This window comes from Winogradskyella ludwigii, from assembly GCF_013403985.1.
GTDB lineage: Bacteria > Bacteroidota > Bacteroidia > Flavobacteriales > Flavobacteriaceae > Winogradskyella > Winogradskyella ludwigii.
Map to the genome: position 1 here is coordinate 291,795 of NZ_JABFDF010000004.1, position 23,195 is coordinate 314,989.

Genomic DNA, 23,195 nt, shown 5'->3' on the forward strand with positions numbered 1-23,195 from the left:
GATTTGTGTTTTTGGCACGCTGTTTGTTTTATACTTAACGAGTTTAATTTAAAACCCAATTATTATGAAACGAATTATATATTTATTTGCAGCTTTAGTCGCTATAAGCACAACTGCATTCGCAACCAGCACAACAACATCAGTAGAAAACACTTCAGTTAATAGCTATGTGAGAGGTTATGGTAATTCTTTCATATTTAATGAAGCAGGAATTGAATTTTCTGTTTTTGCAGATGGACAGTTTGATTTTTATTTACCAAATTATGGTCCAGATGTAAGCGTTGGAATTAATACTCCTGGTTTCAGTTTAAGTTTTAACTCTGGTTACGATTACAATCCATATGTACAATATGATAGCTATGGTGCCATTATTCAAATTGAAAACACGCCTATTTACTACGATTATTATGGCCGTGTAAACCAAGTAGGTAACATATTTATTAACTACAATGGATATGGAAGAATTAGTAGCGTAGGTGGACTTAATATCTATTATAGAAACAATGTATTCTACAGATATGATGGATTTATCAATAGTTATAACAGAGCTTATGTTTACAGACCATGGCACCAATATTATGCTGTACCACATGTTAATTTCGCTATTGTTAACGTAAATCCTTACAGACAATATTATGCGCCTACAAGACATATTTACTACAGACCTTATGTTAATAATGTGAGATATTATAATATGGGAAGACGAGGAAACGATCAGGTTACTAGACGTTCTAACGCAACCCGAAATACAAACAGATATTCTCAAACGCCTAGGACTAGAACAGAACGAAGCATTAGAACTCGTGTGCAGCGCAATAACACATCAATTGCAAATACAAGAGCAACACGTTTAAGAGCCAATAATACAACTTCTAGTAGAACATTAAATGCTACAACCAGAACACGTACTAATGAATCTAGAGCAACACGTGCCAATACTAGAGTTTCTTCTCCGACTAGAACAGGAGTTACAAGAAATAATAGTACTGTAACTACACGATCTAACTCTAGAGTAACGACTCCGACGAGATCAACACGTAGTAATACTGTAGCAACTCCGAGAACTACAAGAAATAATGTGACCAGAACAAATACTTCTGTGTCTAATAAAAGAACAGTGACTCCAACAAGACAAAAGAGTACTGTACAGAATAAAAGAACATCACCGACTGTAACGTCTAGATCTAATGCAAAAAGTAGAACAAGCAACCAAAGTTCTACAAGATCTAAATCAAGTCGAACTAGAGGATAAAAAGTTTTTTTGGTTGGTTAGTAATTCCCGTAAAGAGTGTGCCTCAAAGCACCTTGCGGGAATTTTTTTGTTTAAAGGAATTTATAATTCTTAACTATAGCTATGATGGACTAGCAATTTACTTCAACCGTAAATACTTCTTAATCTGATTAGAAATATCATCAGAAATATTCAATTTATAAATAAGGATAATATAAATGAAGCCAAAAAATCCAGATTTTAAAACAATATTTATTACAGGATAAAATGGGAAATCCCAAAAATAGAATACTAATGATAATAGCATTAATGTCCCTAAAATCTTAGCAGAACCTAAAGTAAAAGGTAACATATTAAATTTTCGTTTTACAAATACAATTTTAATGGTATTATAAATAAACACCGCTAAGAACGTCGCAAACGCAGAACCTTCAATTCCGTAAATAGGAATAAATAAGGCATTTAAGAGAATTGCCATAACAGCAAGTAATACTCCAAAAAATAGCACCATTCTGTAATAATCACTATTAAATAGAATAGCGTTGTTATTGCCTAAACTATTATCGTAGAGCTTGGCAATACTTACTATGATCACTACAAAAAGCCCTCCTGTAAATTTATCTGGAAGAATTTCATACAATTGATTAATGTTTAAAACAATTAGCATGAAAATAAATCCGCTAATTATTAAAAGAGTCATAGAGCTACGTTTATATAAATTTTCTAAAGCAACATAATCTTTCTCATTGAGATATTTCGCCGTTAGAGGCAACATTATTTGATGCATAGCACGTTGCGGAACAGCGATAACAGTGGCTATAAAAATAGCGACACTATAATAAGCCACTTGCTCTATATCTGGCAACATTAAGCCAATCATAAACTTATCTATATCTAAAATAAGCATAGCCACTGAACCTGCTATAATCATTAATCCTGAATACTGTAATATTGAAAATCTATTGTCTAATTTCTGAAATTTCAACTTTGGGAATCTTACAGAATAGGCATACAGTTTCATAATTACCATTCTTAGAACATAAACACCTACGAGTGCAATTATAAATTGATCTACAGATAACCACTCTAAATACACAGAAAAAAGTAATAGCATAATAGACACTCTATGAAAAATCTCTTTCATTAAGTTACCAAATACGGTTTGCATTTGCACTTTTGTCCAAGCGAAAAAGATTTCAAAATAAGCCATAGCAACAGCTAGAATAAAAATATGCCAGACGTAATTTTCTACAATTGGATTTTCATTTGAAAGCCAATGAACAATGGCATCGTAAGCAAAATAGCCTATAAACCCTGTTGGAATGATAAACAATAAGGGCAAAAACAACATCATGGTTAAAAAACTATTAATACTATTTTTAGTTTTAAAAGTAGAATAGAATTTTACAATAGTATTATGAACTCCAAAAGCCATAAAAGGCATCATAATATTAGCTGCTGAAAGTAGAAATGCAACTAAACCATAATATTGATCCGATAAAAAATTAGTATAAAGAAAAAGCGCATTAATCGCACCAATACCAAAACCCAAGTAAGTTGTAATGGTATTTTTAAACGACTGATTTAATACGACTCCCATAGTGAAGCAAAATACAACTATAAAGTTTTAAATTACAAAATGTGTTGATTAAATTATATGCTCTAATCTGCAAGGCCTTAGAGTGCCTTGTAGGTTTTGATTGTCAGAATAGTTTTTATACAAAACCTAGCAAGAAAGACTAGATAGATTTAATCAGTTTTGCTAAATTCTCAGTCAAAGCTCTTCTACTATAAGGTTGTAAGCCAATGGCATTTACTTTTAATGTCTTATTCTGAAAAGCTTCGAAATAAGTTAAGAGTTGTAACTTTAATTCTGCTTTCTGATTATAACTAAAATACGTTCCTGTATTGGTTGAAGTTATAATTTTTTCTACATCAGCATCTTTTGGTCCCATAGCTAAAATTGGTGTTTCTGAGATTAAATATTCAAAAACTTTGCCTGCAATAATGGCTTTGGTGTCCTCAGAATCAATTTCAATTAATAACAATAATTGCGATTTCATTTGAAATTTTAAAGCATCATCATGACTGACGTAACCAACAACATCTACATAATTTTTCAATCCATTTTTATGAATAGACTCTATAACATCATTACTTACAACTCCTACTAATTGCAATCTAAAGACTTCAGAAAACTCTTTATTCTCTTTAATTAATTCTGAAAGTGCTTCCCATAAAACCACAGGATTTCGTTCAGACAATAAAGAACCAATATGAGATAAGGTGAATTTTTCGTCCTTACCTTCTACTCTAACATTGTGAGAATCGTAACCATTAGTGATTACAGTAATCGGTTGTTTGGTTTTTGTCTGAAATTCGTTTTTGGTATGATTGCTAGTTACTATAATCTGGTCTGCTGTGTTTAACACCTTTTGTTCTAAACTGAGATGTTTCGCTTTTGAAGACTCTGTGAGTTTTAAATCTTTATGATAACCAATGGTTGTCCAAGGATCTCTAAAATCTGCAAACCACTTTACACCTAAACTTGCTTTTAATTGTAAACCTATTAAATGTAAACTATGTGGCGGACCTGTAGTGATAATTGTTTCAATTTGATGTTCTTTTATATAATCTGAAAGAAATTTAACAGAAGGTTTTACCCAGTTTTTTCGAGCATCTGGAATAAAGAAATTCCCTCTCACGTAAAGCATCGCTTTTTCAATAAAGGATTGCTTTTTAGCTTTAGGAATAACACCTGAACTTATTTTTTTAGAGCTTCCTTTAGAAAAAATACTAGCCAAACCATAAGGTTCATTAATAGGCTGTTTTAATATGATAATGTTATTGGGAATCTCATTGACAAGACTTCCATCCATTATTGGATAATTTGGATTTTCAGGACAATACACAACAGGATCAATATCATATTCCGGCAAGTACTTTACAAATTTTAACCAACGCTGCACGCCTGGACCTCCTGCTGGTGGCCAATAATAGGTTATTATGAGTACTTTTTTTTTGCTCATTTCTGTCATTCCTGCGAAAGTAGAAATCTACTTTTTTTGCTAATTATGGATTCCTGCCTTCGCAGGAATGACAATTAGTCTTTTGTCTTTTGTCTTTTTAAAAGAATAAAATATCCCTATCAGCAATAAAATTCCAAAAATAGCAGAACTAGCCAAAGCAACTTTACTTCCTGTTTCAACAACCTGTGGTTCAAACTTAAACTCTATTGTATGATTTCCTTTTGGTAAATCTAAAGCTCTCAACACATAATTCACTCTAAAATGTGGTGTTAACTTACCATCAATATATGCATCCCAACCTTGTGCATAGTAGATTTCAGAAAATACAGCTACACCTTCGTTAGTGTTCTTGGATTCGTATTTTAAATAATTGGGTTTAAATTCTTTTAACTGAATTGAAGCAGTAGAATCAACGTGATACGTTGTTTGTAAATTATTTTCTATCTGAACTTGTTTTTCTAAAACCGCTGTTGTTTTCGTATTCAAACTATCTAAAGCTAAAATTTCTTGGTTGGCATCTGCAACCACTTTTAATTTAGAAACAAACCAAGCATTACCATTGGCATCAGTGTTTGTATATGGAAAGACCGTATTTTGCTCTTCTGCAATAATATATTTAGTGTTCAACATATTGAGAACATTCATGTTGTTTTGATATACATAAAAATCTAACAACTCTTCTACACGTCCTAATTTTGCAGCACTATAACCCATTAACGAATTATGGTAATAAGCCGCTTTTGCTGGCATTCTTTGGCCATCAGTAGACATATCCATAACTCTAAAATGACCTTTATCTTTTAAGATTTCTTTATCTGCTTGATTAAGCTGATAAGGTTTATCAACCTTTATTGCTGAAATAAAATTATCATTATTAACGTATTGTCTATCTACGGTAACTAAATCGAAAAGAATTAAAACTGCAAACACAACAACCACAAGATTTTCTGATAATTTCTTCTTTAAGAATAAGTAAATGGTTCCTGCAGATAATAATACAAGAATCAAAGTTCTTAAGGTGTCTGAAGTCATTAAAGATTTTCTATCGTCTATAATTGAATCAATAAACCCTTGACCATAAGCACCAATATATTGATCATCTCTTAAGCCTTCAAAATCAAATAATGCAGATTTAAACACTAAAAATATGAGCGCTAATCCTGCCGTGATTCCAACTGAAAATAATAAAGCTCTAAGTTTTACTTCATCTTTATGAGAATCATTAAGTAAACGAGATAGACCTAAAATCCCTAAGGTTGGAATACACAGTTCTAAAATAACTTGAATAGAACTTACTGCTCTAAATTTGTTGTAAAATGGCACATAATCAATAAAGAAATCTGTTAGGAAACCTAGATTTTTTCCATAAGACAATAGTAAAGACAAAATAGTTCCGCCAACTAGCCACCATTTCAATCTCCCTTTAACTAAAAATAATCCTAAAATAAATAGGAAAATAATTACAGCTCCAACATAAGCAGGTGCTTCTACAATAGGTTGACTTCCCCAATACATAGGTGCGTTTCTTGCGGCATCTAAAGCTTCAATTGGCGAAGCACCTAAACGAATAAAAGCCTCATACGTTTCAGAATCTTTACCAACATCTTCGTAGTTTCCTCCACCCATAAATTTGGGGATGTAAAGATTGAAAGATTCTAAAATACCATAGCTATATTCCGTAATATAAGCTCTATCTAAACCCGTTGTTACCTCTTTTGATGAACCATCTGCATTAATGGTTAAATCACTTTTACCACGAGCACTTTCTTTTACATACTCTTGCGTTGCCATAATACCTGTTGCATTGAGACCAACAGCTAATATTGCTGCAATAGTTAATATGCCAACTGATTTAAAAAAATGTGGTAACGTTTTTTTTCTGACAGCATCAACCAAATAAGCCAAGCCTAAAACTAAGATTAGTAACAACAAATAATAAGTCATTTGTGGATGATTTGCCACAATCTGTAAACCTAAAGCAATCGTAGTGAGTAAAAATCCTAAGACGTATTTCTTTCTAAAAGCGAGTACAATACCAGCTAAAACTAACGGCATGTATGCAATAGCGTGTGCTTTAGAATTATGACCAACACCTAATATAATTATAAGATAAGTTGAAAATCCAAAAGCCAAAGCACCTAATCCTGCTAGCTTATAATCGACTTTTAAAGCCAATAACAAAATGTAAAAACCTATAAAATATAAGAATAGATAATCTGCAGGTCTAGGCAAAAACCGTATCGCTAGATCGAGTTGTTTAATGTAATTATGTGGATATTTTGCACCTAATTGATACGTTGGCATTCCTCCAAAAGCACTATTAGTCCAGTAGGTTTCTTCTCCTGTAGTTTTAGCAAAGTCCTTCTGTTGCTGTGCCATACCAATGTAATGCTTAATATCACTTTGGTTAATTTTTTTGCCTTGTAAAACTGGGCTAAAATAGGCTAAAGAAAGGACCACAAATCCAATTAAAATTAAGATATGCGGTAATAATCGTTTAAAAGAAAATGACATGACAATGCTTTAAAATGAATGATTCTGAAAAGTAGTTGTTTTTTTTGAAATACCTATGTCATTCCTACTTCCGCAGGAATCACGTTAGTCAATTTCTTCGTAATCGATATATTCTCCAACTTTTTGATTTGAAGATTTATTATCGTTAGGCATTTTATCAATAACCGTTTCGCCTGCCTTTTCTTTTTGTTGCTGTCTTTGTTGATTCGGGTTTTGGAAGCCACCAAATTGTCCTCCAAATTTTTCTTCAGCTTTTTTGGCAACAAAACGCACTAATAAAGGCGCAAAAAGACGCGATAAAATCTTAAAGCCAAAGTATACTAATAAAATAATTAAAATAGTTCTCAGTAATCCCATGATAAAACATAATATAATTATCAAAAATACAATTATAGTAATTTATAATCCGTTATTATTCCTTAAAAAAACTATAAAATATCTATATTTGAATTTAAGCTTCTAAGGATAAAATTGAAAGAAAACGATAAATCCACAGACGTTTACTAAACCTATACATAATGCGAATACTCAAATCATTCCTATTTTTTATCATTGTCACAAGCATTAATTCTGCTCATGCGCAATATACCGAAGTCATAAATTCTAATCGTCCTGGCGTTTCAAAAAGTGCTTTTTCTGTTGGAACTGGAGTCGTACAATTTGAAACTGGTGCTTTTACAGTAAAAGAAGAACATGCTTTATCTGATTATGAAGTTTCTGGTTTTGGCCTCGATTTTGGATTACGCTATGGATTATTTTTTGATCAATTAGAATTATCGTTAGATGGCATATATCAAAATGATAAGATTACCTATAATAGTGCATCAATTCCGTTTGAAGACAAACGTTCTAATTTTAAAAATTTTACATTAGGTGCTAAGTATTTAGTTTACGATCCTTACAAAAATGCTGAAGAAGAGAAACCTAATATTTATAGTTATCATGCCAATAGAAAATTTAATTGGAAATCTTTAATACCTGCCGTTTCAGTTTATGTGGGTGCTAATTTAGATACGGAAAACAATCCTTATACAGCTCCTGGGATTGAAGGCTTTAGTCCTAAAGTGATGATTGCAACTCAGAACAACTTTAACGGAGGATGGGTTTTTGTTATGAATTTAATTAAAGATAGAATTGGAACAGACCAATCTAATTTCTCATACATCTTAACACTAACACACTCTTTTACTCCACAATGGGTTATTTTTGGTGAAACTCAAGGTATTCAAAGTGACTTTTATGCCGATAACATTTTTAGATTTGGAGGTGCTTACCTTTGGTCAAAAGATTTTCAGTTAGATGCTAATATAGCTTTTAATGCTAAAGATACACCTACTGTTTTTAATATTGCTTTTGGTGCATCTTACCGTTTAGATTTCCATAAAGATAAGCAGATTGATAATGGAAACGGCAATGACGGTAATTTTAAGAAAAAGAAGAAGAAGAAAAACAAGAAGAAAAAAGAAGAAGATTTTGATTCTTAATATAGCGTTCCTAACTACATGATAACAATTAAAGAAGCCACGTCTAAAAAAGACTTAAAAGCATTTGTTCGATTTCCTTTTAAAATTTACAAAGACTCTAAATATTGGGTTCCACCTATTATAAAACAGGAACTTGAAACTTTCGATAAAGATAAAAACCCCATTTTTAAAGATGCAGAAGCACGGTTTTTCTTAGCTTATAAAGCGGGAGAAATTGTAGGGCGAATTGCTGCAATTATAAATTGGCTTGAAGTAGACAAACAGAACATAAAAAAAATGCGTTTTGGTTGGTTCGATTTCATAGATGATCTAGAGGTTAGTAAAGCCTTATTAAATACTATTGAAACTATTGGAAGAGAACACCAACTCACTTATGCAGAGGGTCCTGTTGGATTTTCGAATTTAGATAAAGTTGGAGTGATGACCGAAGGTTTTAATCATATCTCAACGATGATCACTTGGTACAATCATCCGTATTATATAAATCATTATAATGCACATGGCTATACTATTGAAAAGGAATATTCAGAAAACAAATTCCCTTTTGAAAACGTTAAACCTGAGTTTTTTAAGAAAGCACAAGAACTTATTAAACGCCGTTACAAACTTAGAGCGTTAAAACTCACAAAAACAGAAGAGGTAATGCCTTATGCAGATCGAATGTTCGATTTGTTTAATGAAAGCTACTCATCCTTGTCTTCATTTGTTGAAATAACAGATATTCAAAAAGAATATTTTAAGAAAAAATTTATCAGTTTTATTAATCCTGAATACATCAAATTTGTAGTTGACGAACATGATAAACTTGTTGGATTTGCGGTAGTGATGCCAAGGTTTGCTAATGCTTTACAAAAAGCAAATGGTAAACTATTTCCTTTTGGCTTTACACATATACTAAAAGCAAAAAAACATAGCAAAGACGTAATTTTCTACTTAATAGGCATCCATCCAGATTACCAAAACAAAGGTGTACATGCCGTTATATTTAATGAATATTACGAAACCTTTAAAGAAAAAAACATTGAGACATGCTATAGAACGCCAGAGTTAGAAGACAATCATGCCATTAAACAAATCTGGAAACACTTTTATCCAGAAATTTATGTACGACGTAAAACGATGAAGAAAGACTTATAAGATTAAGTTTGTAATAATTGAAAATTAGTAAAATGAACACCTTCATACATCTACATTACTCAACAATTACTTAACTGACTAAAATAAAAACGGTCATTTCAACATATGAAATGACCGTTTTGTATATATATTTAAAAGACTATAGATTACTCACCCATTGCTGCAATTAAAGCTGCAGACATTCTTTTATAAGTACCATTTTCTAATCGTGATCTAATAGCGTCAAAAGCATCTAAAGTTTCTCTTACATCTTCTAAAGTATGCGTTGCCGTAGGAATCATTCTAAGTAAAATTAATCCTTTAGGTATTACTGGATAAACAACAATAGAACAGAAAATTCCGTAGTTTTCACGTAAATCTCTTACTAAAGCCATAGCTTCAGGAATACTACCTTTTAAGTATACCGGAGTCACACAACTTTGTGTTGTTCCAATATCAAAACCACGTTCTTTTAAACCTGATTGTAAAGCATCTACAATTGTCCAAAGATTCTTTTTTAATTCTGGCATTGTACGCAACATATCCAAACGTTTTAATGCACCAACAACTAGTTGCATTTGTAAGGACTTAGCGAACATTTGAGAACGTAAGTTATATTTTAAGTAATCAATAATTTCTTGATCTGCAGCAATAAATGCTCCTGTACTTGCCATAGATTTTGCAAAGGTTGCAAAATAAACATCTATATCATCTTGTACACCTTGCTCTTCACCGGCTCCTGCACCAGTTGCACCTAAAGTACCAAAACCGTGAGCATCATCTACGAAAAGTCTAAAGTTGAATTTTTTCTTAAGCTCAACAATTTCCTTTAAACGTCCTTGCTCACCACGCATTCCAAAAACACCTTCCGAAATCACTAAGATTCCACCTCCAGTTTGTTCTGCCATTTTTGTTGCGCGTTCAAGATTTTTCTCTAAACTTACAATGTCGTTGTGTTTATAGGTAAAACGTTTACCCATATGCAAACGTACACCATCGATAATACAAGCGTGTGCATCTACATCGTAAACAATAATATCATCTTTAGAAACCAACGCATCAATTGTAGACACCATTCCTTGGTAACCAAAGTTTAAAAGATATGCTGCTTCTTTACTAACAAAAGCGGCAAGCTCAGTTTGTAATTGTTCGTGTAATTCTGTATGACCAGACATCATACGTGCTCCCATTGGGTAAGCAGATCCATATGCTGCACCAGCTTCTGCATCTACTTTTCTTACTTCAGGGTGATTTGCTAAACCTAAATAATCATTTATACTCCAAGTAATAACATCTTTTCCTTGAAACTTCATTCTATTAGAAATCTCTCCTTCTAGTTTTGGAAAAACAAAATAACCTTCAGCTTGTGCTGCCCATTTTCCAAGAGGTCCTTTATCTCTATAAATCTTTTCAAATAAATCCTTCATGCTCGTTCTTTGCTATTAAACGCTTTTTCTATGCTTGAACCTGATAAACATTAAAAACAACCTATATAATTTCATTTTAATGCACTTAAATTCAATTTGAAAAAAAATTTAGCAAACAATTTGCTTAAACTTTATAATTCATCTCAATTAAAGATTATAAAATTATGCGTGGATCATTTAGAATTCATCTGGTTTAAGTCCATAGTACCAGCTTTCAATAATTTTTAAATTAGTCTTGTTAGTGTCCGCAAAATTAAGTAATAATATTATGACGGCATAATTTATTTATTTTAACTATTCATAAGTTATAAACCGCTTTTGCACAATAAAAAACTCAAAGTTTTGGAAAAAAAAAGCCTACTACAAATATTGTAATAGGCTTAATTTTTATGATACTTTTTATTTTATGTATTCGATTGTGGCTTGCACTTCTGTTTTGCTATCAAAGAAACCTTGATCTTCCATCCATTTGTCATTATAGATTTTACTCATATAACGTGATCCATGATCTGGAAATATTACAACCACTTTATCTGTACGTTTAAACTCACCTTCTTCTTCTAGTTGTTTTATAGCTTGCATTGCTGCTCCACTTGTATAACCAACAAAAAGACCTTCTGTATTAGAAATCTCTCTTGCTGTGTGTGCACTTTCTTCGTCAGTAACTTTTACAAACTTGTCTATAGCATCAAAGTTTGTTGCCGTAGGAATTAAGTTTTTACCTAAACCTTCAATTCTGTAAGGATAAATTTCTTTATCATCAAACTCACGCGTTTCATGATATTTCTTTAATACAGAACCATAAGCATCCACTCCAATAACTTTGACATCTGGATTTTGTTCTTTTAGATATTTAGATATTCCCGAAATGGTTCCACCTGTTCCGCTGCAAGCTATTAAATGTGTGATTTCACCACTTGTCTGCTCCCAAATTTCTGGACCAGTAGAATTGTAATGCGCATCAACGTTTAATTGATTAAAATATTGATTAATATAAATAGAACCTTTATTCTCTTCGTGTAAGCGTTTTGCTACTTCATAATAAGAACGCGGATCATCTGCTTTAACGTGCGCAGGACAAACGTAAACCTTAGCTCCCATAGACTTTAACATGTCTATTTTATCTGCTGAAGATTTTGAGCTTACTGCTAAAATGCACTCGTAACCTTTAATGATACTTACCATAGCAATGCTAAAACCTGTATTACCTGAAGTGGTTTCTATAATGGTATCACCTGGAGATAAAATTCCTTGACGCTCTGCTTCTTCTATAATATGTAACGCAATTCTATCTTTAGAAGAATGACCGGGATTAAAAGCTTCAACTTTAGCATAGAAATCGCCATTGAAGTCTGCAGTTATTCTATTTAATTTGATTAGGGGAGTGTTACCTACTAATTGTAACACGTTATCAAATACATTTTTGTTGTTGTTCATAAATAAAATTTTTCGGTAGTCGTTATTTATTAGACACCTAAAACCTCGCAAAGGTAACATTTTTTTCTAATTAACGAGAAATCCCTTCCAGGTCAAGTAAAAACGCGAACTCTTCTGCGTCTTCTTTTAAGCTTTCAAAACGACCAGAAGCACCACCATGACCAGCATCCATATTTGTTTTTAAATACAATTGATTATTATCCGTTTTCATATCTCTTAACTTGGCTACCCATTTTGCAGGCTCCCAATATTGTACTTGAGAATCATGAAGTCCTGTTGTAATTAACATATTAGGATATGCTTTAGCTTCAACATTATCATAAGGTGAATATGATTTTATATAATCATAGTAGAGTTTATCATTAGGATTTCCCCACTCATCATATTCTCCTGTGGTTAAGGGTATAGAATCGTCTAACATGGTAGTTATTACATCTACAAAAGGAACTGCTGCTATAATGCCATTATATAATTCTGGTGCCTCGTTAATTATAGCTCCCATTAATAAACCTCCTGCACTGCCTCCCATAGCATATAAATGCTGAGATGACGTATATCTTTCTTTAATTAAATGAACCGAACATGCTATAAAATCTGAAAACGTATTTTTCTTATTTAATAATTTTCCATCTTCGTACCAATCGCGCCCTAAATATTCTCCTCCTCTAATATGTGTGATTACATAAATAAACCCACGATCTAACAAACTTAATCTTATTGTTGAAAAATAAGGGTCTATAGTAGAGCCATAACTCCCGTAAGCATATTGTAATAATGGATTTGAACCATCTTTTTTAATACCTTTTTTATAAATCACAGACATTGGAATCTTTGTTCCATCTTCTGCAGTTGCCCAAATACGTTCAGAAACGTAATTATCCTTGTCAAAATTGGCATCTAAAACTTCTTGTTCTTTTAAAACCGTCTTAGATTTTGTTCGCATATTAAATTCAATAACAGAAGACGGAGTGGTCATAGCATTGTAACCATATCGTAATATTTCTGTATCAAAATCTACATTTGTACCTGTGTAAGCTGTATAGGTTTCGTTATCAAAAGGCAAATAATAATCCTCGCTTCCATCCCAACGTTTAATCCTTATTTCATTTAAACCATTGCTACGTTCACTAATAACTAAATAGTTTTTAAAAATATCAATCCCTTCTAGTAATACATCACTTCTATGTGCAATAACTTCTCGCCAATTGTCAACGCTAGTTTCAGACTCTGGCGTCTTCATTAACTTAAAGTTGGTGGCTTTGTCTTTATTGGTAAGTATATAAAAATGATCGTCATAATGCGATATACTATATTCTAATCCTCTAAGTCTTGGCTGAAAAACCTGAAACTTACCTTCTGGATTATTGGCATCAAGAATATGGTATTCATTAGTTAACGTGCTATAACAAGCAATAATGATATATTTTCTAGATTTTGATTTATAAACAGCTGCACCAAACGTATCATCTCCTTCTTCAAAAACAAGTTCGTCTTCAGAATTATCTCCCAAGCGATGCTTAAAAATTTGAAAGGCTCTTAGTGTAACCTCATCTTTTTTGGTGTAAAATAAGGTTTCATTATCGTTTGCCCAACTTGAAGATCCTGTTGTACTTTCTATTTTATCTAAAGCGACTTCATGAGTATTTAAGTTTTTAACATGAATGGTATAATTCCGTCTACCTGAATTATCAATTCCATAGGATACCAAATTATTATCAGGACTAATACTAATACCTGCTAATTTAAAATAGGATTCTCCCTCTGCCATAACATTACAGTCAAATAATAATTCTTCAGGATTATCTAAGCTGTCTTTTTTACGTGTATAAATAGGATAATCTTTTCCTTTTTCAAATTTAGTAATGTACCAATAACCATTATATTTATAAGGTACTGAAGAATCATCTTCTTTAATTCGGGCTTTCATTTCTTCAAACAAATCTGACTGAAAATCCTTTGTATGTGCCATTTTGGTATCACAATACTCATTTTCCGCATTGAGATAATTAATAACTTCAGGATGTTCTCTGTCTTTCATCCAAAAATAATTATCAATTCGCACGTCTCCATGCTTTTCTAATTGATGTGGTATTTTTTTTGCTATAGGTGGATTGGCGCTTGAATTCTTGGTCATGTGTTTTTATGAAAATTTTTCGTCTAATAAGTCGCGCAATTTACTAATTTTACGTCGTATTAATTTAAAAGAAAAAGAATATGTTTGGAGATATGATGGGAATGATGGGCAAAATTAAAGAAGCTCAAAAGAAAGTTGAAGCTACAAAAGAGCGTCTACATACCGTTTTAATTGACGAAGCAAGTACAGATAATAAACTAAAAGTAACTATCACAGCCAATAGAACCATAAAATCTATTGACATTGCAGACGAATTACTTGAAGACAAAGATATGTTAGAAGATTATTTAATTCTTACACTAAACAAAGCCATAGAAAAAGCAACCAATATTCATGAAACAGAAGTTGCCGCTGTTGCTAAAGAAGGCATGCCAAGTATTCCTGGTATGGATATGTTTTAAATAGATTTTAACTCTTGTAAAAGTTGGTCGTGCATTTGGTCTGTATAGTCTAAATGCGTGACCATTCTTAATTTATGACTTCCCATGCCTATAATATGAATATTCTTTTCTGTTAAAGTATTCAAGAATTGCGCTTCATCTACATCATCATTCAATTCAAAAATTACAATGTTGGTTTCAATAGGTTCTACTTTTTTAATGATGGATAATCTACTTAACTCCTCTCCTATTTCTTTCGCTCTTTTATGATCTTCTGCAAGTCGTTCTATATTATTTTCTAATGCGAATAAACCAGCTGCAGCTAAATAACCAACTTGTCGCATATTGCCACCAAAGAGTTTTCTTAAGCTTAAAGATTTTTTCATAATCTCCTCATCGCCAATCAAAACAGAACCAATTGGGCAACCTAAACCTTTGCTTAAACAAACAGAAATCGTATCGAAGGTATTTCCATATTGCAACGTTGTTTCATTCTTTGCTACCATTGCATTCCATAAGCGTGCTCCATCTAAATGAAAACCTAAGTTATTGGTTTTACAAACCTCTTTTACGTTTTGAAGTTCATTAAAATCCCAACAAGCTCCTCCACCTTTATTAGTTGTATTTTCAACCTCAACTAAACTGGTTTGACTGTAATAATATTCTGAAGGACTAATCGCTTCTTTTACTTGTGCTGCTGTAAACATACCTCGATTACCATCTAAAAGTTTACAAGTTGCACCACTGTGAAATGCAACTCCTCCAACTTCATAATTATAAATATGTGCGTATTTATCACAAATTACCTGCTCGCCTGGATTGGTGTGTAACTTTATCGCAATCTGATTCGCCATACTACCAGAAGGAAAAAATAAGGCTTTTTCTTTACCGAACATTTTAGCTAACCGTTCTTCTAATTCATTAACGGTAGGATCTTCTCTAAAAACATCATCTCCAACTTGTGCAGACAACATAGCATCTAACATGCCTTTTGATGGTTTTGTAACGGTATCACTTCTTAAGTCTATTATCATATATATTTCCCATGAAAATGGGAATCTTTTTTAGTTAAACATTTTTTTTAATAGGTTTTGACTTTAATTTATCTTGAGCGTAGCCGAAAGATTCTACCAACATAGAGTTCAATTTAAACTATAATTACAGATATCATTGCCTATTGGAGAACCATCTGGTATTTTTGGAGCACTTTCTAGTTTGAATTTTTCTGGATGTTCGTAAAATTCTTTAATCATAATTCCATATTGCATATTCATGGTTTCAAGATTTAAAAATTGTCTTGCTAAATGAGATATGGTTTTATTAGCAATGGCTTTAGTTTGAAAATAACTTTCATCATTTGTCGCTAAATTCATAAGATACTTTAAAACATTGGCATTAATTTGATGTTGTATTTCTACTAAATAAGAATCTATATACTTCTTCTCAAATGAGTTTTTCAATAGTTCATCTATAACATCTTGTAAACTTAATTGATGCTCATCCAAACTTTTCTGTAGCACTAAACGGTTAGCTCGTTGTGGATGCAATAAAAACTTCAAAGTCATATCACTAGCCGTATTTGCAGCACTAAAAGGATCAAAAGCAACTCCTGTTTTCCCTCTAAAGGATTCTCTAGAACGCTTGTAACCAAATGCTCGTGGAGGAAACAATTCTAATTTATCTTTAGGTATTGCTAAATTTTCTGCTTCTAACGTTTTAATTATAGCATCTAAAGTTTGTCTTTGAATAGCTCCATCAACAGATTTAGACGTTAATTGCTCACCTCCTTTTACAGCATAGTTATAATCTAAACCACCAATAACCTTTGTTGCCGCTTCTACCTGAAAACGATGATAAAAATAAAGAGGCACAAATACATCTTCTAAAACAGAATATGGTTGGTAGGACTTTATATTATCTACCGAAAAATTAGAAATAGCTTCTTTTCGTAGTTCTAAAATAGCATTCAAACCTTCTGTTGGTGTATTTCCGTTATCCCATAAATGTGCTAATGCATGTGCGCCACCAGTCGCTCTGGCATCAGAATCAGTAATAAAACGTAAACCGTCGTTTTGTGCTTTTTTCAAGATACTATGTAAGGCATCTTCCTCGTTAGTCTTTTTATCAAATTCAGAATAACTATAAGCCACTGTTACTTTATCCCAATCACCAATTCCTGTGGCATAGGCATTACTAAAATCAATTTCACCATCTTTTAAAGTTACCTGAGGATGTGGATAATCCATCACAGAAGCTCTATTATTTGTACTTGCTGCAAAATTATGCGCAAACCCTATGGTATGTCCAACTTCATGAGCACTCAACTGTCTAATTCTTGCTAAAGCCATATCTAACATAGGCTGATAATTATCATCACGTTCTGCAAACGGCTTGTTCATTAAAGCTTGCGCAATAAGAAAATCTTGACGAATACGTAAGCTTCCTAAACTCACATGCCCTTTAATAATTTCTCCCGTTCTTGGATCTACAACACTAGCGCCATAACTCCAACCTCTTGTACTTCTATGAACCCATTGAATTACATTATAGCGACAATCCATAGGATCTGCGTCTTTAGGTAATAATTTCACCTGAAATGCATCTTTAAACCCAATCGCTTCATAAGCTTCGTTCCACCATCGTCCTCCTTCTAACAAAGCAGAACGCACAGGCTCTGGTGTGCCAGGATCTAAATAATATATAATAGGCTCTTTGGCTTCACTCATTTTAGATTTAGGATTTTTCTTTTCTAAACGATGACGAATAATGAATCGTTTCGTAATATCTTCTTCTATTGGCGCAGCATAATCCATATAAGACATCGAAATAGCTCCACTGCGTGTATCAAAAACCCTTGGTGTATATTTATTATCTGGTAATTTAATAAACGAATGATGCTGAACAAGACTAACTAAAGAAGCTGTTGGTGCAACACTGCGTAAATTTTTACCTGTTGGTTCACCTTTAAAGGTTAATAAAGCTTCAAACTCTACATTTTTAGGAAATGCTTTGGTGCGCTCTAAGGATAATGCGCTTTTTGAAATATCTAATTTATAAGTTCCCTCTTTTTTTCTTTTTAATCGGTTGGCAACTCCATGTGCATCTTGCATTAAAAAAGGAGTAAAATCAATGATATAATATCCACCTTTATTAGACACAATTTTAAACCCAAATAATACGGACTTTGCAAAGGCTTGCTCAATACTCTTCTTTTCTAATGTATTATCTGTATTAGCACGATATTTTAAATTGGGCTGTATAAGTAATAATTTGTTTCCCGCTTTTTCAAAATAAACGACACGCTCACTTCCTAACTGACCTCTATCTAAACCAATGTCATTACTTCCAATACCAGACGCCAAAGAATTCACGTAGAGAAATTCATTATTAAGTTTTTCAACTTTAAGATAGATTTTATCTGTACTTTCCTCATAATAAAAGTCAAAATAACCATCGTACGTCTTTAACTCTTTATTATCTAGAATCTGAGCTTGAAACTGAAAACTTATAAAAATGAAACCCAACAGAACATATATTTTTTTCATAATCAAATATTGAAACATAAAACTACGGAATTTCTAAAAAACCGATTCAAAATTATGGCACTTTAAATCCACATCTTATATTTGTAGCAAATACAATTAGTTATGATTACATCAGATCAAATAAAAGATCTCAATTCCCGTCTAGACGTACTTAGACAATATCTTTGACTTAGATGCTAAGCTCATAGAAATATCTAACGAAGAAGAACAAACTTTCGACCCTAATTTTTGGAATGACTCTAAAGCTGCAGAATTGGTTATGAAATCAATTCGTGAGAAAAAAAGTTGGGTTATCGATTATAACGATGCCAAATCTCTTTTTGAAGACTTAGAAGTTATTTACGAATTCTATAAAGAAGATGAAGCTCCTATGGAAAATGTGGAAGCTCGTTTTACAAAATGCGTCACAGCTATTGAAAAACTAGAATTCAAAAACATGCTTTCCGAAGAAGGAGATAGCCTCAGTGCTGTACTCCAAATTACAGCTGGTGCAGGCGGAACAGAGTCTTGCGATTGGGCAAATATGCTCTTACGTATGTACCTTATGTATGCAGAAAAAAACGGCTTTAAAGTTAGGGAACTTAACATGCAAGAAGGCGATGTTGCTGGTATTAAAACAGTTACTATAGAGATTGAAGGAGATTATGCTTTTGGCTGGCTTAAAGGCGAGAATGGAGTGCATCGTTTAGTTCGTATTTCTCCTTTTGATAGTAATGCCAAACGACACACTAGTTTTGCTTCCGTTTACGTGTATCCTTTGGTAGACGATTCTATTGAGGTAGAAATAAATCCTGCAGATATCGAAATTACAACCGCACGCTCCAGTGGAGCTGGCGGGCAAAATGTAAATAAGGTGGAAACTAAAGTACAATTGAAACACAAACCTTCTGGTATTCAAATTCAATGTTCTGAAACACGTTCTCAGCAAGACAATAGAACTAGAGCCATGCAAATGTTAAAGTCTCAATTATATGAAATTGAGTTACAAAAACAAATGGCACAACGTGATGATATTGAAGCTGGAAAAATGAAAATTGAATGGGGAAGTCAGATAAGAAATTATGTAATGCATCCATACAAATTAGTAAAAGATGTCCGTTCTGCTCATGAAACTGGAAATGTAGATGCTGTAATGGACGGAGATTTAGAACCGTTCTTAAAAGCTTATTTAATGATGATGGGACAAAAAGAAGAAACCATTTAAAAGTTGAGGGCTTAACTACTATTAGGCATAGTAATTGCAATTATAAAATTAATAATAAATTCCCGATTTCTTAGGAATTGGTGCCAAACTACTAAAACAAGTTCAGCAAAAGTAAATTCAGCATAAAATGATTAAAATATACCATAATCCAAGATGTTCGAAATCGAGACAAGGGCTTTCACTATTGGAAGAATCTGGCAAAGAATTTGAAATCATTAAATATCTTGAAGACCAATTAACTAAAAAAGACTTAGAAGACATCATTTCTAAATTAGATATAAAACCAATAGATTTAATTCGTAAAAATGAAGCGATTTGGAAATCTGACTACAAAGGCAAAACACTTACAGATAAAGAAGTGATTGAAGCTATGGTAAAACATCCAAAACTAATTGAAAGACCAATAGTAATTAACGGAACTAAAGCAGTCATTGGGAGACCAACAGAAGCTATTCTAGAAATTATATAAAATCATACAAATGAAAAAAACAGTTTTAATTCTTTTCGCACTTATATTTGGGCTAAGCATTCACTCACAAAGTAGACGAAGAAACAACAGCGTTATTCCTGAAACAAATAGAGAACCTACAGAACAAGAAATCGCAAAACGAGAACGTGAAATAGAAGAACGAAAAGAGGAATATATTGACAACTTCTTATTAACCTTAGAGGGAGACGAATTTCAAAAACATATTACCAAACAAAATATTAACAGTTTTCTCGATGCGAGATTAGTTATTCTAAAAGCTCCTTATGAGCATTATTTAGATCGTGTAAAAGCTCTTGAGAATCTAAAGGAATCTCATTTTAAAGACCTCAAAGAACTTATTTCAGAAAGTGATATGACTAAGGTTACAGAACTCATCAATGGAAAATTTGACGAGAAAGAAGTGGCTGAAACTAAGAAAGAAAAACGTAAAAAAAGGAAACAAAAAAAGGACAAAAGTTAACTTTTTTTGTTAAAAAAAAAGTCGTGATTTTTTAACAATGTCTTTAACAAAACATTAACCAATAACCACTAAACTAAAGGTATTTTTGCAAGTCTAACAAAGACTAATCTTTAAATATTTGCAATGAAATTATCCTTTTATACGACGCTTTTAATCCTTTTTTCTCTAACATATTCTTTTGCTCAAAAAAGCATTAAAATAGAAGGTACTGTTATCGAAGAAGATACCAATATCCCATTAGAATATGCTACTGTAGTTATTAAAACAGGTAACGACATCGTTACAGGATCTATAACAGATACTAAAGGAAAATTTAAGATTGAAGTACCTGAAGGAACTTACGTCATTTCAGTAGAATATATTTCATACAAAACAAAGACTTTCCCTGCTCAAACACTTTCAAAGAACACTAATTTGGGCACTATTAGTTTAGCGTTAGACGTCGATACTTTAGATGAAGTTATGGTCGTAGCAGAGCGAACTACTGTAGAAATAAAATTAGATAAAAAAGTATACAACATTGGTAAGGATTTAACCACTGCTGGTGGCACTGTAAGCGACGCACTTAATAACGTACCTTCAGTGACAGTAGATGTAGAAGGAGCTATAAGCCTTAGAGGAAACGAAAATGTTAGAATATTAATTAACGGAAAACCATCTGCAATGGCAGGCTTTGGAGATAGCAATATCTTAAGTCAATTACCTGCTGAAGCTATTGAACGTGTAGAAGTTATTACTTCACCTTCTGCTAGATATGATGCTGAAGGAACTGCTGGAATTCTTAATATAATTCTTAGACAAAAAGAAACCCTTGGCTTTAATGGTTCATTTACATTAACTGGTGGAAATCCTGATAACCTTGGACTTTCAACTGCATTAAACTATCGTAGAGAAAAATATAATTTATTTTCAAATTTTGGGTGGCGTTATTCTGATGCTCCACGTACAACTTTTACTGACGTAGATTACTTTGACACTTTAGACGAAGATGGCGAACTTGACATACCTGAATTTAGAAGAATACGCGAAGACCAAAATGTTGATCGCTTAAGTAGAAATTACAATGCCAACCTTGGTATGGAGTATTTCCTTAACGAGTCTTCATCTATAACAGGTAGTTTCTTTTATAATTTTGGAAATGATTCTGACGTGTCTCTTAACAATAGTGAACGTTTTAACAATAATGTCATTGTTGAAGAAACATTAAGAAGAGAAAGAGAAACTGAAAAAGACAACAGCTTCCAAATAGCACTTAACTATGTGAAAAAATTTGGAGAAGACAGCGATCATAAATTAACAGCTGATTTTCAATATGAAAAAAAGAAAGAAGACGGCTTAACTTATTTGAACGAAGATTATCTTTTTACAGACCAAGCTATTCCTGAACCTTTTCAAATAGAACAAGAATTTACTAACGAAGATAAAAACGAATACTTACTTCAAGCTGATTATGTTTTACCTCTTGGAAAAGATTCTCGTTTTGAAGCTGGTTATAGAGGTAGTTTTGAAAATAGTGTAACGGATTACCAACTTGACCAAGAAGACACAGACACCGGAATTCTTGAAGTCAATGAAGCTATTTCAAACATTTTTGATTATACTGAAAACGTGAATGCATTGTATACTCAGTATGGATCAAAATTAGGAAAGTTCTCTTTCTTATTCGGTTTACGATTAGAAAACACGCAATTAAAAGGAGAAATTGATTCTCGCCTTACAGAACAAGAATTAAATGAAGAATTTGGCTTCCCAATTGACACAGATTTTGACAGAAATTATTTAGGTTTATTTCCTACAGTTAATTTTATTTATAACTTAAATTCAGCTGACACTGGGAATGAAGAAAGCATTACTCTTGGATACAATAGAAGAATTAACCGTCCCCGTGGTTGGTACATTAATCCTTTTCCTTCACGCTCTAGTAGAACAAATATATTTCAAGGAAACCCTAATTTAGCTCCTGCTTATTCTAGTACTTTTGATTTAGGTTACTTAAAGCGATGGGATAAATTCACATTAACCTCTTCTATTTACTACCAACACGAAACAGACTCATTTGAGCGTGTACAAGAAAATACAGGTCAGCAAACAACAGATGGTATTGATATTATTAGAACAATCCCAATTAATTTAGCAACTAACAAAAGAACAGGAGCTGAACTTGGTGTAATGTACAGTCCTGAAAAATGGTTAAGATTAAACTCTAGTTTTAACTTCTACCAATTTGAAACTGAAGGTGAATTTAATGATGTAGATTACGGTGCAAAAAACACAAGTTGGTTTGCTCGTTTTAGCTCTAAAGTTACTTTACCTCTAGCAATCGATTGGCAAACTAGTGCATTTTATAGAGGTGCTAGACAAGAAGCACAATCAGATACCGAAGGTATTTTCTCTTTAGATTTGGCCTTTAGTAAAGAAATTTTAAATAAGAAAGCAACGATTTCTGTAAACGTTAGAGATTTATTAAATTCTAGAAAATACAAATCTGTAACCACTACAGATTTCTATAGCCGTTATAGTGAATTTCAATGGAGACAACGTCAAGTTAATGTGTCGTTTATTTATAGATTTAATCAAATGTTAAACAACAAGGATCGCTCTGGACAACGTGGAAACGGAGGAGATGATATGGAGTTTGAAGGTTAAAAACCTTAATTTTAAAGCATAAAAAAAAGGCACATTCTATATTGAATGTGCCTTTTTACTTTATACTATGCTAATTAAGAATCTATATTCATCATTAA

The 23,195-nt window shown here is 32.5% G+C and carries 17 protein-coding genes; 8 read left to right on the forward strand and 9 right to left on the reverse strand.

Annotated features, from left to right (window positions below; genetic code table 11):
* Positions 1-64: 64 nt before the first annotated feature.
* Positions 65-1,252 carry a hypothetical protein gene (locus HM981_RS11790; protein ID WP_179339005.1) on the forward strand — a complete coding sequence of 396 codons (1,188 nt, stop codon included), beginning with the start codon at positions 65-67 and terminating at the stop codon, positions 1,250-1,252.
* Between the two features lie 118 nt (positions 1,253-1,370).
* On the opposite strand, the gene HM981_RS11795 is transcribed toward HM981_RS11790, so the two are convergent.
* The 4 genes from HM981_RS11795 to HM981_RS11810 form a co-directional block, all read right to left on the reverse strand.
* Positions 1,371-2,831 carry an oligosaccharide flippase family protein gene (locus tag HM981_RS11795; RefSeq protein WP_179339006.1) on the reverse strand — a complete coding sequence of 487 codons (1,461 nt, stop codon included), beginning with the start codon at positions 2,829-2,831 and terminating at the stop codon, positions 1,371-1,373.
* Positions 2,832-2,970: 139 nt separating this feature from the next.
* Positions 2,971-4,260: a glycosyltransferase gene (locus HM981_RS11800; protein ID WP_179339007.1), complete on the reverse strand. Its 1,290-nt coding sequence runs from the start codon at positions 4,258-4,260 to the stop codon at positions 2,971-2,973.
* 39 nt (positions 4,261-4,299) lie between these two features.
* Positions 4,300-6,774, reverse strand: coding sequence for a YfhO family protein (locus HM981_RS11805; protein WP_179339008.1), 2,475 nt, complete (start codon positions 6,772-6,774; stop codon positions 4,300-4,302).
* Between the two features lie 84 nt (positions 6,775-6,858).
* Positions 6,859-7,131, reverse strand: coding sequence for a DUF4834 family protein (locus HM981_RS11810; protein ID WP_179339009.1), 273 nt, complete (start codon positions 7,129-7,131; stop codon positions 6,859-6,861).
* 161 nt (positions 7,132-7,292) lie between these two features.
* On the opposite strand from HM981_RS11810, the gene HM981_RS11815 reads away from it, so the two are divergent.
* Both HM981_RS11815 and HM981_RS11820 read left to right on the forward strand, forming a co-directional pair.
* Entirely contained in the window at positions 7,293-8,258 is a 966-nt protein-coding gene (locus HM981_RS11815) for a transporter (protein ID WP_179339010.1), read from the forward strand.
* A gap of 18 nt (positions 8,259-8,276) precedes the next feature.
* A complete protein-coding gene (locus HM981_RS11820) occupies positions 8,277-9,395 on the forward strand; it encodes a GNAT family N-acetyltransferase (protein ID WP_179339011.1) in 1,119 nt (372 codons plus the stop codon).
* A 146-nt stretch (positions 9,396-9,541) separates the two neighbouring features.
* Here the strand turns inward: HM981_RS11820 and HM981_RS11825 are convergent, their stop codons facing one another.
* From HM981_RS11825 to HM981_RS11835, 3 genes are all read right to left on the reverse strand, one after another.
* On the reverse strand, positions 9,542-10,801 hold the full coding sequence (locus HM981_RS11825; protein WP_179339012.1) for an aminotransferase class I/II-fold pyridoxal phosphate-dependent enzyme: 1,260 nt from the start codon (positions 10,799-10,801) through the stop codon (positions 9,542-9,544).
* 399 nt (positions 10,802-11,200) lie between these two features.
* Positions 11,201-12,238, reverse strand: a complete 1,038-nt coding sequence (locus HM981_RS11830; RefSeq protein WP_179339013.1) for a PLP-dependent cysteine synthase family protein — start codon at positions 12,236-12,238, stop codon at positions 11,201-11,203.
* A 70-nt stretch (positions 12,239-12,308) separates the two neighbouring features.
* Complete coding sequence (locus HM981_RS11835) at positions 12,309-14,372, reverse strand: S9 family peptidase (RefSeq protein WP_179339014.1); 2,064 nt, start codon at positions 14,370-14,372, stop codon at positions 12,309-12,311.
* Positions 14,373-14,452: 80 nt separating this feature from the next.
* Between HM981_RS11835 and HM981_RS11840 the strand changes: the two genes are divergently transcribed.
* Entirely contained in the window at positions 14,453-14,773 is a 321-nt protein-coding gene (locus HM981_RS11840; protein WP_179339015.1) for a YbaB/EbfC family nucleoid-associated protein, read from the forward strand.
* On the opposite strand, the gene HM981_RS11845 is transcribed toward HM981_RS11840, so the two are convergent.
* Entirely contained in the window at positions 14,770-15,786 is a 1,017-nt protein-coding gene (locus HM981_RS11845; RefSeq protein ID WP_179339016.1) for a threonine aldolase family protein, read from the reverse strand. The genes HM981_RS11840 and HM981_RS11845 overlap by 4 nt on opposite strands.
* A 108-nt stretch (positions 15,787-15,894) precedes the next feature.
* Positions 15,895-18,297 (reverse strand): zinc-dependent metalloprotease, encoded by a 2,403-nt coding sequence (locus HM981_RS11850; protein ID WP_179339017.1) that lies wholly within the window; start codon positions 18,295-18,297, stop codon positions 15,895-15,897.
* A 102-nt stretch (positions 18,298-18,399) separates the two neighbouring features.
* On the opposite strand from HM981_RS11850, the gene prfB reads away from it, so the two are divergent.
* The 4 genes from prfB (at position 18,400) to HM981_RS11870 (ending at position 23,097) form a co-directional block, all read left to right on the forward strand.
* Positions 18,400-19,501, forward strand: a protein-coding gene (gene prfB / locus HM981_RS11855; protein WP_179339018.1) for a peptide chain release factor 2 whose coding sequence is annotated in 2 segments (ribosomal slippage) — positions 18,400-18,462 and positions 18,464-19,501 — 1,101 coding nt in all. Because the reading frame shifts where the segments join, the coding sequence is not laid out codon by codon here.
* A gap of 127 nt (positions 19,502-19,628) precedes the next feature.
* The gene (gene arsC / locus HM981_RS11860; protein ID WP_179339019.1) at positions 19,629-19,970 is read left to right on the forward strand and encodes an arsenate reductase (glutaredoxin); all 342 of its coding nucleotides are present in this window, start codon (positions 19,629-19,631) and stop codon (positions 19,968-19,970) included.
* A gap of 10 nt (positions 19,971-19,980) precedes the next feature.
* Positions 19,981-20,451 (forward strand): hypothetical protein, encoded by a 471-nt coding sequence (locus HM981_RS11865; protein ID WP_179339020.1) that lies wholly within the window; start codon positions 19,981-19,983, stop codon positions 20,449-20,451.
* A gap of 123 nt (positions 20,452-20,574) precedes the next feature.
* The gene (locus HM981_RS11870; protein ID WP_179339021.1) at positions 20,575-23,097 is read left to right on the forward strand and encodes a TonB-dependent receptor domain-containing protein; all 2,523 of its coding nucleotides are present in this window, start codon (positions 20,575-20,577) and stop codon (positions 23,095-23,097) included.
* Positions 23,098-23,195 lie beyond the last annotated feature (98 nt).

Bases quoted from the DNA above. Each gene is read 5' to 3' on its own strand.
- HM981_RS11825 (WP_179339012.1), bottom strand. From the start codon at position 10,801: ATGAAGGATTTATTTGAAAAGATTTATAGAGATAAAGGACCTCTTGGA.
- HM981_RS11850 (WP_179339017.1), bottom strand. From the start codon at position 18,297: ATGAAAAAAATATATGTTCTGTTGGGTTTCATTTTTATAAGTTTTCAG.
- HM981_RS11840 (WP_179339015.1), top strand. From the start codon at position 14,453: ATGTTTGGAGATATGATGGGAATGATGGGCAAAATTAAAGAAGCTCAA.
- HM981_RS11845 (WP_179339016.1), bottom strand. From the start codon at position 15,786: ATGATAATAGACTTAAGAAGTGATACCGTTACAAAACCATCAAAAGGC.
- HM981_RS11830 (WP_179339013.1), bottom strand. From the start codon at position 12,238: ATGAACAACAACAAAAATGTATTTGATAACGTGTTACAATTAGTAGGT.
- HM981_RS11795 (WP_179339006.1), bottom strand. From the start codon at position 2,831: ATGGGAGTCGTATTAAATCAGTCGTTTAAAAATACCATTACAACTTAC.
- HM981_RS11810 (WP_179339009.1), bottom strand. From the start codon at position 7,131: ATGGGATTACTGAGAACTATTTTAATTATTTTATTAGTATACTTTGGC.
- HM981_RS11865 (WP_179339020.1), top strand. From the start codon at position 19,981: ATGAAAAAAACAGTTTTAATTCTTTTCGCACTTATATTTGGGCTAAGC.
- arsC (WP_179339019.1), top strand. From the start codon at position 19,629: ATGATTAAAATATACCATAATCCAAGATGTTCGAAATCGAGACAAGGG.
- HM981_RS11835 (WP_179339014.1), bottom strand. From the start codon at position 14,372: ATGACCAAGAATTCAAGCGCCAATCCACCTATAGCAAAAAAAATACCA.
- HM981_RS11820 (WP_179339011.1), top strand. From the start codon at position 8,277: ATGATAACAATTAAAGAAGCCACGTCTAAAAAAGACTTAAAAGCATTT.
- HM981_RS11815 (WP_179339010.1), top strand. From the start codon at position 7,293: ATGCGAATACTCAAATCATTCCTATTTTTTATCATTGTCACAAGCATT.
- HM981_RS11790 (WP_179339005.1), top strand. From the start codon at position 65: ATGAAACGAATTATATATTTATTTGCAGCTTTAGTCGCTATAAGCACA.
- HM981_RS11870 (WP_179339021.1), top strand. From the start codon at position 20,575: ATGAAATTATCCTTTTATACGACGCTTTTAATCCTTTTTTCTCTAACA.
- HM981_RS11800 (WP_179339007.1), bottom strand. From the start codon at position 4,260: ATGAGCAAAAAAAAAGTACTCATAATAACCTATTATTGGCCACCAGCA.
- HM981_RS11805 (WP_179339008.1), bottom strand. From the start codon at position 6,774: ATGTCATTTTCTTTTAAACGATTATTACCGCATATCTTAATTTTAATT.